At 60.7% G+C, this 13,624-nt stretch carries 15 protein-coding genes; 12 read left to right on the forward strand and 3 right to left on the reverse strand.

Annotation, left to right across the window (positions count from 1 at the left end):
* Nucleotides 1-65 precede the first annotated feature (65 nt).
* The 5 genes from LOH54_RS00605 (at nt 66) to LOH54_RS00625 (ending at nt 3,786) form a co-directional block, all read left to right on the forward strand.
* On the forward strand, nt 66-1,652 hold the full coding sequence (locus LOH54_RS00605; protein ID WP_231019657.1) for an FAD-dependent oxidoreductase: 1,587 nt from the start codon (nt 66-68) through the stop codon (nt 1,650-1,652).
* Entirely contained in the window at nt 1,634-1,774 is a 141-nt protein-coding gene (locus LOH54_RS00610) for a hypothetical protein (RefSeq protein ID WP_231019658.1), read from the forward strand. The genes LOH54_RS00605 and LOH54_RS00610 overlap by 19 nt, the downstream gene beginning before the upstream one ends.
* On the forward strand, nt 1,774-2,472 hold the full coding sequence (locus tag LOH54_RS00615; RefSeq protein WP_231019659.1) for a succinate dehydrogenase/fumarate reductase iron-sulfur subunit: 699 nt from the start codon (nt 1,774-1,776) through the stop codon (nt 2,470-2,472). Before LOH54_RS00610 ends, LOH54_RS00615 begins: the two co-directional genes overlap by 1 nt.
* Before the next feature lie 87 nt (nt 2,473-2,559).
* Nucleotides 2,560-3,060, forward strand: a complete 501-nt coding sequence (locus LOH54_RS00620) for a YajQ family cyclic di-GMP-binding protein (protein ID WP_231019660.1) — start codon at nt 2,560-2,562, stop codon at nt 3,058-3,060.
* Between the two features lie 12 nt (nt 3,061-3,072).
* Nucleotides 3,073-3,786, forward strand: a complete 714-nt coding sequence (locus LOH54_RS00625) for a hypothetical protein (protein ID WP_231019661.1) — start codon at nt 3,073-3,075, stop codon at nt 3,784-3,786.
* A 48-nt stretch (nt 3,787-3,834) separates the two neighbouring features.
* On the opposite strand, the gene LOH54_RS00630 is transcribed toward LOH54_RS00625, so the two are convergent.
* The 3 genes from LOH54_RS00630 to LOH54_RS00640 all read right to left on the reverse strand — a co-directional run bounded on the left by LOH54_RS00630 (nt 3,835) and on the right by LOH54_RS00640 (nt 8,879).
* Nucleotides 3,835-5,193 carry an ELWxxDGT repeat protein gene (locus tag LOH54_RS00630; RefSeq protein WP_231019663.1) on the reverse strand — a complete coding sequence of 453 codons (1,359 nt, stop codon included), beginning with the start codon at nt 5,191-5,193 and terminating at the stop codon, nt 3,835-3,837.
* A 143-nt stretch (nt 5,194-5,336) separates the two neighbouring features.
* Nucleotides 5,337-6,047 carry an SIMPL domain-containing protein gene (locus LOH54_RS00635; protein ID WP_231019665.1) on the reverse strand — a complete coding sequence of 237 codons (711 nt, stop codon included), beginning with the start codon at nt 6,045-6,047 and terminating at the stop codon, nt 5,337-5,339.
* A 24-nt stretch (nt 6,048-6,071) separates the two neighbouring features.
* Nucleotides 6,072-8,879 (reverse strand): helicase-related protein, encoded by a 2,808-nt coding sequence (locus LOH54_RS00640; RefSeq protein WP_231019666.1) that lies wholly within the window; start codon nt 8,877-8,879, stop codon nt 6,072-6,074.
* 72 nt (nt 8,880-8,951) lie between these two features.
* Here LOH54_RS00640 and LOH54_RS00645 point away from each other — a divergent pair, with 72 nt between their 5' ends.
* The 7 genes from LOH54_RS00645 to LOH54_RS00675 all read left to right on the forward strand — a co-directional run bounded on the left by LOH54_RS00645 (nt 8,952) and on the right by LOH54_RS00675 (nt 13,376).
* Entirely contained in the window at nt 8,952-9,170 is a 219-nt protein-coding gene (locus LOH54_RS00645; protein ID WP_231019667.1) for a hypothetical protein, read from the forward strand.
* Between the two features lie 89 nt (nt 9,171-9,259).
* Complete coding sequence (locus LOH54_RS00650) at nt 9,260-9,583, forward strand: hypothetical protein (RefSeq protein ID WP_231019668.1); 324 nt, start codon at nt 9,260-9,262, stop codon at nt 9,581-9,583.
* Entirely contained in the window at nt 9,570-9,887 is a 318-nt protein-coding gene (locus LOH54_RS00655) for a DUF309 domain-containing protein (RefSeq protein WP_231019669.1), read from the forward strand. The genes LOH54_RS00650 and LOH54_RS00655 overlap by 14 nt, the downstream gene beginning before the upstream one ends.
* Nucleotides 9,880-10,497, forward strand: coding sequence for an NAD(P)H-dependent oxidoreductase (locus LOH54_RS00660; RefSeq protein WP_231019670.1), 618 nt, complete (start codon nt 9,880-9,882; stop codon nt 10,495-10,497). Before LOH54_RS00655 ends, LOH54_RS00660 begins: the two co-directional genes overlap by 8 nt.
* A 64-nt stretch (nt 10,498-10,561) precedes the next feature.
* Entirely contained in the window at nt 10,562-11,953 is a 1,392-nt protein-coding gene (locus LOH54_RS00665) for an NAD(P)H-hydrate dehydratase (protein ID WP_231019672.1), read from the forward strand.
* Complete coding sequence (gene purN / locus LOH54_RS00670) at nt 11,950-12,543, forward strand: phosphoribosylglycinamide formyltransferase (RefSeq protein WP_231019674.1); 594 nt, start codon at nt 11,950-11,952, stop codon at nt 12,541-12,543. Before LOH54_RS00665 ends, purN begins: the two co-directional genes overlap by 4 nt.
* Nucleotides 12,544-12,596: 53 nt before the next feature.
* Nucleotides 12,597-13,376, forward strand: coding sequence for a thiazole synthase (locus LOH54_RS00675; RefSeq protein ID WP_231019675.1), 780 nt, complete (start codon nt 12,597-12,599; stop codon nt 13,374-13,376).
* The last annotated feature ends 248 nt before the right edge of the window (nt 13,377-13,624 follow it).

The following is a 13,624-nucleotide window of genomic DNA, read 5'->3' on the forward strand; positions in this document are numbered from 1 at the left end:
TTAAATCGGACGCAACGCTTCCTAGGTTATGATGCGCGGTAAATTGCGGCCTTCAAAGGAGCGGAATGGTTGATGTATTAGTAGTCGGCGGCGGCGGTGCGGGCATGGCGGCAGCACTCTCCGCCAAAGAGGCGGGGGCATCGGTGGCGGTGCTCGGCAAGAGTTACCCCACCCGGTCGCAGACCTGTATGGCGCAGGGGGGCATCAACGCGGCGCTGGGCCATGCGGGCGAAGACAGCGTCGAGGCACACATCGCCGATACCCTCAAATCCGCCCAGGGGCTGGCCGACGAGGCGGCCGTGGCGGCGCTCTGCAGCGAGGGGATCGAGGCGCTGCGGTGGCTGGATGCGATCGGGGTGCCTTTCAGCCGCAATGACGATGCGCAGATCGCCCAGCGGCGCCTGGGCGGCGCCTCCGCCCCGCGGGCCTGTTACGCCCAGGACTACAGCGGGCTGAAGATCCTGCACACCCTTTACGACCAGTGCAACCGCGCGGGCATCCCCTTTTACAACGAACGTTTCCTGCTCGACATCATCGTCGAAGGGGATCGGGCCTGCGGGGTGAAGGTCCTCGATGTCCGCAGCGGCGAGGTTGAAGTGTACATGGCCGGGACGGTGATCCTCGCGACCGGCGGCTACAGCAAGCTCTACGGCCGCCACTCGACCAATGCCGCCGGCAGCAGCGGCGACGGCCACGCGGCGGCGCTGCGGGCCGGTGCGCGGCTCAGCGACATGGAGTTCGTGCAGTTCCACCCGACGGGGCTGGCGGGCTCCTCCATCCTTATCTCTGAGAGTGCACGCGGCGCGGGCGGCTACCTGCTCAACGGCAAAGGGGAACGCTTTATCGACGAGTGCCTTCCACGCGACAAAGTGGCGCGGGCCATCCACGACCAGATCATGGCAGGCGAAAAGGTCACCCTCGACATCCGCCACCTCGGCGAAGCCTTCATTGATGGTGAACTTCCCCAGGAGCGCAAGCTCGCGCAGCGCTACGAAGGGGTCGACCCGGTCACTGAACCCATTCCGATCAAGCCGGTGGCCCACTACACGATGGGGGGCATCGAGGTTGGTGCGGATTCGCAGACCGCTGTTGCGGGACTCTTCGCCGCGGGCGAATGCGCCAACCACCGTGTCCACGGCGCGAACCGCCTCGGAGGAAACTCTCTGCTGGAGCTGATCGTTTTCGGCCGCCAGGCGGGGACGAATGCGGCAGTAGCGGCGCAGAGCGGCAACGGGGTTGCGCCGGCGGCCGCGGCGGAAGCTCCGGAACTGGAGGCGTGCTTCAATGAAGCCCCCGAGGTCGATTTTTATGCCCGCCGCGACACCCTGGCGACGCTCTTTTACGAGCAGGTCGGCCTGGTGCGCGACGCCGAAGGTTTGCAGGGGGCCCTGGAAGCGGTCAAGACGATGCAGGCGGAGCTGCCGAAGATGGGCGTTGCGGATCGCAGCGGGGCTTACAACACCAACCGGACGGATTTCCTGGAGTTCGTCAACCTTCTCACCGTGGCCGAAGCGGTGGCGGAGGGAGCGCTGCGCCGGGAAGAGAGCCGGGGGGCGCACTACCGCGGTGATTTCCCGGAAGCGGATGCGGCCCTGGCCGTGCACTCGCTCAGCTGCATCAAAGAGGAGGGACTATGTTTCGATTTCCAATGATCTGTTCGGATGATATTGATGAGGATTTCCTCGAGGAGGAACCGGAGGAGTGGGAGGACGCCGTATGCGAAGACCCCTACTGGGATGACGAGGATGACAACGAAGTGGAGTGGTGCGACTGATGAAAATTGCTGTCAAAAGAGGTGACGAAACCGTCACCTATGACGTCGATGTCGAAGGAACGCTGCTGGAGCTTCTCACCCACATCAAGACGCACGTCGACCCGACCCTGACCTTTGCTTCGGGCTGCCGCTCAAGCGTCTGCGGCAGCTGCGCCGTGCGAGTCAACGGCACCGAAGCCCTTGCCTGCAGCCACAAGCCTGCCGACGGCGATCTCATCGAACCGCTGCGCAACGCCGAGGTGCTCCGGGACCTCGTTGTCAATATGGACCGTCCTCTGGCGTTCAATGCCGGGGCGCAGGCCTGGATCGATCCGGTCAGCGGTGCGATCCGCATGGGGCACGCCGATGAGAAGGCGAATGAGCTGCAAAGCGATTGTATCCTCTGCGGCTCCTGCTACAGCGCCTGCCCGGTTTACGCCGTTAAGCCGGATTTCGAGGGGCCTTTTGCCCTGACACGCAGCTGGCGCTATGTCAGCGACGCCCGGACGGCGGATGTGCGCGGCAAGCTCGAGGCGGTCCAGCAAAACGGCATCTGGGACTGTACGCTCTGCAACGAGTGTGTTCCCGTCTGTCCCCAGGGGATCGCACCCAAGCAGGACATCAACATGCTGCGCTCCAAAAGCGGCATGGAGGGGTTCATGGACCCGAACATGATGGGCGGTTTCGGCGGTCTGGACTTCGGAGCGCCAAGTTTTTAATCTTTCTTCCCCGGCGGCAGCCCCCGCGGCCAAACCCCTTAAGCTCATTTTGTTATAATCGGTTTGAATGACAAACAGAGGTGTTATATGGCAGCAAAAGAGCACAGTTTCGATATTTCGGCCAAGATCGACATGCAGGCGTTCAAAGACGCCATCGTCCAGGCCGAGCGCGAGGTGGCGACCCGCTACGACTTCAAGGGGCTCACCGCCGATATCGATTACAGCGAAAAAGCCAAAACATTGACGTTAGTAAGCGCCAGCGACAACAAACTCGAGGCGCTGGAGGACATCGTCATCGGAAAACTGCTCAAACGGGGGCTGACGTCGAATGTCCTGGACAAACAGGGAGTCGAGGACAGCAGCGGCGGCAACCGCAAAACGGTCTTCAAGGTGGTCGACTACATCGAGGCCAAAGAGGCGAAAAAGATCGCCGCAGAGATCAAGAACCTCAAGCTCAAGGTGACGGCGCAGATCGAAGGGGATCATATCCGGGTCAAAGGCAAGCAGCTTGATGACCTGCAAAAAGCGATCCGTGCGATCCGCGGGATGGAGTGGGATGCTCCGCTCGTCTTTGAAAACATGCGCTGAAAGGAGCGAGTGATGTCCAAGATGACGGTCGCGGAGGCGGCGGAACATTTTAAGGTCTCCAAAGAGGCGATCCACAACCGGATCCGCCGCGGTACCCTCAACAGCATTATCGAGAACGGCGTGAAGTACGTTCTGCTCTCCGACGCCAAGCCGGCACCGGCGGCGGACAGCCGTTTCCACGATTACATCGAGAAAGAGAACGAGCGTCTCAAGACGAAGAACGAGCAGCTCGAGGCGGAAGTGAACCGCCTCCGCGACCAGCGCGAAGCGATGCTGATCGCCGAGCGCGAAAAGGTCGAGCAGATTTACAAGGAGCGCGACGAGCAGCTCAAAAATGTGCTGCAGGTCTTTGCGTCAAAACTGCTGCCCGAACAGGCGGCCGCGGCCGTCGTCGAAGAGGCGGTCTCGGCGGAGATCGTCGAAGCCGCCCCCGAACCGCTGTCCGAGGAGGAGTTCGAAGACGGCATAATCGACGAGGGCACCGACGAAGATGACGCCAACGAAGAGGTGGCGGCAGACAGCACCGACCCGTTCGCGGACGACGACTTTGACGATCTCGTCTCCCTCAAGGACTTCATGAAGTTAAAGGGGTACGGCAAAAAGCACCGCAAACGTGTCAAAGAGCGTTTCGAATCCCGGGCCGACGAGGATACCCGTATCCTCACGCGCGGCGGCAAGCTGCACCTGCGCCCCTATCACTACGACTACAGCGACCTGCTGAAATAGATGCGTCTTGCCTGGTCGCGCGGCGCAGGCAAGATCCCGTCTGCGGGGTCAATCCGGGTAGTTCCCCGCTTTGAGTTTCACCGTTCCCGCTTCGGTACCGTCGCTTTTCCACACGCCGCCGCTCTCGGCATCGGTGGCGAAGAAGAGCAGTGTGTCACTTACCATGATGAAAGAGAGCGGGTATGAGCCCGTACTGCCGCTGTAAATGTCCTTCACCATGACGGTACCGGTTTCGGTACCGTCACTTTTCCAAAGTTCATAACCGTGCGTCCCGTCACTGGCGCGGAAAACGACGGTGCTGTTCATGTTGAAAAGCTCATCGGGTGTGCTGTCGGAGCTGCCGCTGTAAATGTCTTTTACCATGACGGTACCGGTTTCAGTCCCGTCGCTTTTCCAGAGTTCGTTGCCATGAACGCCGTCGTCAGCGGTGAAGAAGAGTGTACCGTTGACATCCGTGAGGGCATAGGGCTGGCTGGTGCTCACACCGGCATAGATATCCTTGACCATCACAGTACCGGTTTCGGTCCCGTCACTTTTCCAGAGTTCGTAGCCGTTGCTTCCGTCATCGGCTATAAAATAGAGGGTGCTACCAACGATCGTGAGCTCTGCTGGGCTGCTGCCGGCATTGCCAGGGGCAATGTCTTTGACGAGGAGTGTGCCGTTTTCGGTGCCGTCGCTCTTCCAGAGTTCGTAGCCGCTGGTCCCGTCATCAGCTTGAAAATAGAGGGTGTTTCCGAGGGCGGTGAGCTCTGCCGGATTACTGCTTCCGGTGCCGGAATAGATATCCTTGACCAGTACAGTACCGTCGGCGGTGCCGTCGCTTTTCCAGAGTTCAGTGCCGTGTCCACTGTTATCGCCGGCCCTGAAGAAGAGGGTAGCATTGAGGACGGCGGGGAAGTTCGGAAAACTGCCGATGCTACCGGGGTAAATGTCCTTGACCAGGACGGTACCGGCTTCGGTACCGTCACTCCTCCAGAGTTCGTGTCCGAGACTAGTGAAGGCCCGGAACATGATGGTGCCGTTGACATCGTTGAATTTGATCGGATTACTGTCGTTTGCACCGGGGTAGATGTCTTTGACTAGGACGGTTCCGGCGCTGGTACCGTCACTCTTCCAGAGCTCCCGGCCGTTTGTTTCGTCTATGGCATTGAAGTAGAAGGTGCCCTCACTGTAAGTAATGGCATCCGGATAACTGCCGTTTGTACCGGGATTGATGTCTTTGACGAGTACAGTGCCTCTTGCCGTCCCGTCGCTTTTCCAGAGTTCGTAACCGTTGGCATCACCGGAGAACTGGAACAGCACAATATCCGGGCTACTGTTTCCGCCTCCGCCACCCCCGCAACCGAAGATGGTCATTGCCGCAGCCACGCTTAGCAGTGAGGCCGCTATCGTCATAACTATTTGCATTTCATGCCTCCTCAAACAGACTTTGAAGTGACTAGCGGGGAAGAATCCCCTCTAATATAAGTCAGATAAATCTGTTATATAAACTCAGTATATATATTAATTGCTTAAGGGAGAGCAGAACTGATGCTACGCATCGCTCTTTTTCAATCGGAGAGGTAGTATTCGACGGTCGAGACGACCCGGACCTTTTTGATATAGGGCGTGGAGCTGTCGCGGTCGGTGATGGAGAACTGCCCCTGGCGGGCGGTCTTGATCTTTCCCAGGCGGCTGGCGGAGTCCTTGGCGAACTTCTCGGCCACGACGCGGGCGTTCCGTGTTGCCTCCTCGATCATGGAGGGTTTGAGGCTGTTGAGCCCGGTAAAGAGGAACTGGGTACGGTTCTGGTAATTCTGTCCGGAGAGCGCGATGCCGTCTTTGCCCAGGTCGGCGATCTCCCGCATGCTTTGGCGGACGGCGTCGATGCGTTCGCTGTAGACCGTGACGACTGTTGAGGCCGTGTAGCGGAAAGCGATATTGGCCGTATTGCCGTAGTTTTGTGCCTGCCGGTCGACGATGGAGGGGGATGAGACAGTGACCTCTTCCTCACTGAAGCCATGCGCCTTTAAAAAGGCTGTGACGGCGGCACTTTTGCGTTCGACGGTCGCATAGAGGGAGCCGAGGTCATTGCCGGCTTCGTCGAATTTGATGGGCCAGATCGCCTTGTCAGCGGTGACCTCGCGCTCGGCCAGCCCTTTGACGGTGACGACCCGCTCCATTCCCTTGACGGTCAATGCGGCGGTGGAGAGCAGGTAGCCGAAAAGCCCGAGCCCGAGAAAGATAAAGAGGCCAAGGACGGCAGCGGAAGTTTTTGACATGAGGTTCCTCCTGGCGGTGACGGGTTAGGTCCGGAATTTTCCCTGTTTGGTGCTTTTGCCGCTGCGTTTTTCGCGGTTGAGGCGGCGGAAACAGCTTTGGCAGATGGCGTATTCGGAGTTAAGCGGCAGTGGTTTCGTACACTGGCGGCAGCGGGGGACGAACTCGCTCTTTTTCAGGGAGCTCTCGATGAAACGGTTGAGGGTGCCGCGCCATTCGCGGGCCTTGTCCGTATCGACGAAGGCGTCGGCGAAGCGGTAGGCGAGCCAGAGGTAGAGGGATATCTCCTTGACCCGGTCCTCGGCTTCGAGGAGTTCGTCGGTCGTGAGGGCGTATTCACCCAGGTGCGCGGGGGGAAGATAGGCGATCGGTTTGGCCTGGGCCAGCGAACGCACGTAGCGCTCGTAGGCTGCGACGATATAGGGCGATTTGAGCGTCAGCGGCGCGGCGGCGAGGTGGAACTTCGCCGTCAGGTCGAGCTCATAGCGGTCCACGATGGCGGCGGCTTCGAGCATGGACTCGAGGTTGGCGGCGCGGAAGGGGCCGGTAAACTGCATGTTCTTGACGAAGAAGGTGAGGATCTCCGCAAGCGACTCCTCCTCCAAAATCCCTGCGACGAGCTTGATGTGTTCCAGGTTGGCCATGACGTTGAAGGGGACCGTCACGGGGCGGGCGGGTTTGTGGAACTGTTTGTGGATCATGGAGAGGACGTCTGGGCGGATCGCGCCGACGTGTCCCTTCTCCTTGATGCCGTAGCGGCCGGCCCGCCCGCTGATCTGGTGGATCTCCGAAGCGGTCAGCGGGCGCTGGTTCTCGCCATCGAACTTGTCGCCCCGGGAGAAGAGGATCGTCTGGATGGGGAGGTTGAGCCCCATAGCGATGGCGTCGGTGGCGACAAGGACCTCCGTCTCCCCTTCGCGGAAACGGCGCGCCTCCTCCCGCCGCACTTCGGGGGAGAGGTTGCCGTAGACGACGCTGACGCGGAAGTGCTGGGCGAGCTGCTGTTTGAGCCGCAGCACTTCCTTGCGCGAAAAGGCGATGACGGCGGTGGCGGGCTGGATATGGGTGACGGCGGTGGCGTGGGTCATCAGCTCCAGCGGGTTCTTGCGTTCGCAGTGCACGACCTCCAGCGGTTCGCCGAGATACGCGGCGAGTTTTTCGACCGCGTCAATGGCATTCTCCGAACCGGTCATGATGACGGTTTTGGCGGGGGCGCCGATAATGGCATTCGCCCAGGCCCATCCCCGGTCCCGGTCGCCGAGCATCTGGACCTCGTCGATGACGCAGACGTCGACGTCCGTGTTGAAATCGAGCATCTCGATGGTGGAGCTGATATGCGTCGCCTCCTCGTCGATGATCTGCTCCTCCCCGGTAATGAGCGAGGCGCCGATGCCGTGTTCGCGCAGGGACTCGTACCCCTCAAGCGCCAGCAGCCGCAGGGGGGCGAGGTAGTAGCCGGTGTCGGCCTTTTCCAGCGCCTGCATCGCCCGCCAGGTCTTTCCGCTGTTAGTCGGGCCGGTGTAAAAGATGAGCTTGCGGCGCAGTTCTCGGGCGAGGGGGAAGAGGTTTTTGAAGTCGCGGATGGTGCGTGCGAGCAACTCCTGGCGCTGGCGCTTCAAGAGGGCGTCGTGGATGTGGCGCTCCCAGTGAAAAATGGTCTTGCGCCAGAGTTTGGAGTTGATGCCAAGGTGCTCGCCGAGGTGTTCGGCAAGTTCGCCCTCCAGCCACTGCAGGATCTCGTCGCGGGAGGGGCTCAATAGTTTGGCCAGTTCGGCGCACTCGTCTGCCAGGGTCTGCAGCTGCGCGCCAAAGGCTTCCCGCTCGTTTTGCAGCGCCGTATCGAGCCCGCCGGTCACGTCGACCGGCTCGCCACGCCAGACGGCGGCGAGGATGGGGTCGCGAAGCAAGGAGAGATGGGCTTCGTGCTCGACGGGGTGTTTGAACCCCTCCGGGGTGAAGCCGTCGCGGATGCCCAAAACGATCTCTTCGTCGGTCTGCAGCATCGTACTGAGCGGGGTTTGCCGTTCCAAAACGGTGCGCAGGAGGCTGTCGGGCAGCGGCGGGAGGGTCAGGCGGCCGTCGGGCGGGGCGCTTTTGAGGGTCTGGACGATCTGCTCTGGGCTCAGGTAGGGGTGGGAAGCGTCGAGGGTGGCGAGGAACGCGGTCAGTTCGGCCTGCTTCTGCTGCGTCACCTCCGCCTTGGCCGCCGTGATCTCCGCGACCAGCTCCGCCTCGTCGCTGTCGTTAAGGTAGGTGAAGGAGAAGGCGGGGGTTTTCAGGGGGTGGATCTTGCGGAACTGCTCCCCGAAAAGGTCGTAATCGAGCAGGGCGTTGAACTCGAAACGGTCGTCAAGGTCGAAACGCCCCTCGCACGCTTTTTCGATGCGAGCGCGTTTCTGCTCGAAGCGCAGGTGCGCGAGCTTCGCCTCCATCTTTTCGGGCGTGATCTTCTTCGTGCGTACTTCGATAAAGCTGTTGTGCAGGGCGCGGGCTTCGGAGGGGGTGACGTCCATCGTCTCCAAAATCGCGTCGATCTTTTCGCTGCGTTCGACGGAGGGCTCTTTGGTGTTGGGGGAGGGGTAGACACGCCCCTCGGCGGTAAAGAAGGCCGTGATCGCCTGCCTCATGTCGATATCGGCGTCGCTCCAGAGGCGCCGGAGCGTCCGGACAAGCGCCTCGCGCTCCCAGCTCTCGGGGATGTATCCCAGCGTCTGGACGAGCTCGCCAAGGGTCGCCGTGTCGACGCGTTCGATCCCTTCGTCAAAACCGTCCCCGTCGAAATAGCGGCGGATGGAGGCGTTAAGGCGGGTCAGCTTCTTTTTCTTTTTTGCCATAAGCCATTGTAGCGGCTTGCGGGTAAAATCCGTTATAGTTTCTGCCATGATTCTACGCATGAGGAGACCCGGATGCACGAAGAGATCAAATTCGTTCTCGACCACGAAACGGTCGAAGCGCTTCAGACCTACAGCGCTCTGCTGAAAAAAGAGCCCGCCGTCATCATCAAGGAGGCCCTGCAGGGGTATTTCGAAGCGGCCGAACAGCAGCTCCTGCACAAAGCCTCACAGGAGACGGACCCGATGACGGACCTCGACTATGACGAGTTCTGGGACGGCGTGGACCTCTAGCGCATCCCTTTTATGAAAGAAACCGGATGGTGTCAGAATAACATGCGACACTAACGTTTCTTTCAACCCGCCCCTGCTAGAGTGTCGCCATGAGTGAATTTCCCCTGGAATGGACGCAGGAAGAGTACCTGCGCGAAAAGAAGCGTCTCGAGGCCGAAGGTGTCAGGGTCCTGTTGATCGACACGATCCTTAACCCCATCGACCATGCCGAGACGGTCACATACAATCCGCCGATGCTGGAGCAGGAGCCGGAGGGCTCCGTTTTCGTCTTTTACTGCGACACGGGCAAGGCCTCCAAAGAGCGTCTGCCGGAGTTCCGCAAGCGGTTCCCCGGCAAGCACTGCATCTCCCTGCGGGGCGGGCGCGGCTACTGGCGCAAATACCTTCAGGTCAAAGACAATGCTGACGCGTGAACACGTCGACGCGTTTCTCGCCTGCCTGGACGAGGAGCGCTATTACGACGCCCACGAGGCGCTGGAAGATATCTGGTTTCCCGTGCGCTCGCAGAAGACGCCGGAGATCCTGCTGCTCAAAGGGCTGATCAACGCCAGCGTCAGTTTCGAGCTGCACAAGCGCGGCCGGCCGCATAAATCGCCCGGCCCGTGGGGCGTCTATCTGAAATACCGTGCGCATCTGCCGCAGATCGGCGGGCAGAACCCGCTCTATTTCGAGCTGGACGATGCCGTCCATGCCGTCCAAAGGAGACTCGGTGACTGATTTTGCCGACGCGATGGCCTTCCGCCACGCCTGTAAACGTTTTTCGGATCAGCAGATCCCTGAAGCGACCTTTGAACAGGTCCTCGAATTCGGTCGGATGTCCCCCTCGTCGTTCGGGATGGAGCCGTGGCGCTTTCTCGTGGTGGCGGACACGGCCTTGCGCGAGGCCCTGCGCCCGCTCTGCTGGAACCAGCCCCAGATCACCGAATCCAGCCACCTGCTCATTATCACGGCGGACAACGAGTGCATCAAACCGGGCACGGAGTACGTCCGTGCGATGTTTGCGCGGCGGGGACTCCCCGAGGAGGCTTACGAGCGCTACCTTGGCGTCTACGCCGACCATATGGGGCCGCAGTTCCACAGCCGCGAGGCGATCGAGGCGTGGACGCACAAGCAGTGCTACTTGGCCGCGGCGAACATGATGACGGGGGCGGCATCGCTGCAGATCGACAGCTGTCCCATCGAAGGGTTTGAAAAAGCGAAGGTCGAAGCGCTGCTTGCGATGGAGCCTGCCCGTTCCGTCGCCCTGATCGTCGCCTTCGGCTACCGCCTGAACCCCCAGCCCGAGCATTATCGGCTCGATCTCGACGACGTCGTCGAGCGGCGGTAACCCCGCGCACCCCCCGATCCGTTTTTAGCCGAATCGGCTATAATATGCTAAAAACGGAATCCCCATGCAGAACCTATTCGACGAAGTAGACTCCCTGGACAGACGCTGTTACGACGCCTATGGACTCAGCGAAGAGCTGTTGATGGAGCATGCCGCCGAAGCGATGGCGGGTGCAGTCAGGGAGCGCTTCGGCGCGGGCAGCCGCGTCGTGATCGTCTGCGGCCCGGGCAACAACGGTGCCGACGGATTGGCGCTGGCCCGTCTGCTGCATGGGGTCTACCATGTCGAAGTCGTGCTGCCGCTGGAGGTGAAATCGCCGATGGCCCGTCTGCAGTATGAGCGACTGCAGAAGCTGGGCGTGCCGGTCGTCGACGCGATTACACCGTGCGATGTGCTCGTTGACGCCATCTTCGGCAGCGGCCTGGGACGGCCGCTGGGCAGCGGGATCATCGGGCTGATCAAGCTGATGAACGCCCTAGGGGCTTTCAAACTCGCCTGCGATATACCGACGGGGCTGCGCAGCGGAGGGAGTTGCGATACGGTGGTCTTCCGTGCCGACCTGACGGTGACGATGGGCGCGCTCAAGCGCGGCATGTTCAGTGACGCGGCTAAAAACGCCGTCGGCGAGATCACGGTAGCCGAGCTCGGCGTGTCGCGCAGCCTCTACGAAAAAGAGACACCCTGGAAGCTGCTGGAGCGTGACGACCTGCACCTGCCGCTGCGCGAAAACGCCGATGTGCACAAAGGGAGCTTCGGTCATCTCGGCATCGTCTGCGGCGAAAAGAGCGGGGCGGCCATTATTGCCGGCAAGGCGGCCCTGCGCTTCGGCGTGGGGCTGGTGACCCTGCTCTCGAACGAGGAGGTCGCCATCCCCTATGAACTGATGCAGTCGCACCTGCGTCCGAAAACGGTCAACGCCGTCGCCATCGGGATGGGGCTGGGGCAGGAGTTCGCCGAACAGGAGCTGCGGGAGCGGATAGACAATGACATCCCCCTGGTCTGCGACGCGGATATCTTCGCGCACCCGATGCTGGGGGAACTCCTGAAGCGCAAGCGCATCGTCCTTACCCCGCACCCCAAAGAGTTTACGACCCTGCTGAGCCGAACGGGCATCGCCACGACCGATGTGCGGGGCCTGCAGCAAGACCGCTTCAAATTTGTCGAAGCTTTCTGCCGTGCCTACCCCGATGCGGTGCTGCTGCTCAAGGGTGCCAACGTCATTATTGGGCAGGGGGATCAGTTCTATGTTAATCCCCACGGCACCAACGCCCTGGCCAAGGGTGGCAGCGGTGACGTCCTTTCGGGCCTTGTCGGGGCCCTGCTGGCCCAGGGGTACACGCCGCTTGATGCTGCGATCCACGCCTCTTTGGCGCACACGGAGGCGGCACGGCGCTTTAAGGGGCAGCAGTATGCCCTGACGCCGGACGACCTGATCGAAGGGGTTTGCTGCCTATGAAGCCGCGCGTCGTCATTTTGTTCAGCGGGGAGGGGACAAACCTCCAGAAACTGCTGGAGGCCCTCCCCTCCCACGGCATTGAGATCGCCGCGGCGATTACGAACCGGCCCCAGGCCCCCGGCATAAAGCGGGCGGAAGCGTTCGGGGTCCCTGTGGAGGTGATCGATCATACGCTTTATGAAAGCCGCGAGGCGTTTGATGCCGTGCTCGTTGAACGGATCGAGAAGTACGGCCCCCACCTGACGGTGACAGCGGGTTTTATGCGCATCCTGACCCCCGTCTTTACCGACCGCATTCGCGCCGTCAACATCCACCCCTCGCTGCTGCCCAAGTACAAAGGGGCGCGGGCGATCGAACAGGCCTACGAGAGCGGGGACACCGTCTGCGGCGTCAGCGTCCACTGGGTGACGGGAGAGCTCGACAGCGGTACCGTAATCGCCCAGTCCTCCTTCGAACGCACGGAAACGATGGATGCCGCCGCCTTTGAAGCGGCCGTCCACGACCTCGAGTACGAGCTGCTCCCCCGGACCGTCGCTGCCCTGCTGGAGGGCGGGGACGGATTAGAGGGTGCCGTTAGGGCTTTAGCGTAAGATACGTTATAGATTAGCTGTGTTATAACCCGGAAACTTTTTGGAGAGAGACAATGAGCGATACACTTAAAATCGGAAAATACGAGTTCAACAGCCGCCTCATCGTGGGCAGCGGGAAATACAAGGATTTCGAAACGACGAAGGAGGCGACACTGGCTTCGGGATCGGAGCTGATCACCGTCGCGGTGCGCCGTTTGAACATTACGGACCCGAACAAGGAGAACCTGCGCGACACCTTCAAAGGAACAGGCGTGCAGTTCCTTCCCAACTCTGCAGGGTGTACGACGGCCGAGGAGGCGATCACGACCTTCCGCCTGACCCGCGAGGCGACGGGCATCGACCTGATCAAGCTCGAGGTCATCGGCGATACGCAAAAGACACTCTACCCGGACGTGCTTGAGACAATCAAGGCGTGCGAGGTCCTGGCCAAGGACGGTTTTACGATCATGGCTTACACCTCCGACGACCCGATTATGGCCAAGCGCCTTGAAGATGCCGGCGCGCACGCCATCATGCCGTTGGCGGCGCCCATCGGTTCGGGTCTGGGGATCCAGAACCGCTACAACGTCGTCTTTGTCCGCGAAGCGGTCAGCGTTCCGGTCATTGTCGATGCGGGCATCGGTTGTGCTTCCGATGCGGCGGCGGCGATGGAACTGGGGGCCGAAGGGGTCCTCACCAACACGGCGATCGCCCAGGCATCCGACCCGATGACGATGGCGGTGGCGATGAAGCATGCCGTCATGGCGGGCCGCATGAGCTACCTCGCCGGGCGTATCCCGAAACGCCCCTATGCGACGGCGTCATCTCCGATCGACGGGATGATTCAGTTCTAAGGGACTGTTGCTCTTTTTCATGTAAAGGCACCTTTTCCGTAGCTTTGTTCCCCTTCTTTTTTACGACGAGGCATTTAGTGCCTCGCAGGCATTGCGCTTTAGCGCTTATGCTCGTACAAAAAAGAAGCCGAACCGGGAAGAAAAAAGTACGAAAAGGCTGCCGCGCCGTATAACTTCCTAAATGCCTTTCAAATGTCACAGCTGTGTTGGACGTTCCATGGGTGCAGTCAACCGTAATATATTCTGTC

Source organism: Sulfurimonas sp. HSL-3221 (assembly GCF_021044585.1).
GTDB classification, from domain to species: Bacteria; Campylobacterota; Campylobacteria; order Campylobacterales; family Sulfurimonadaceae; genus Thiomicrolovo; species Thiomicrolovo sulfuroxydans.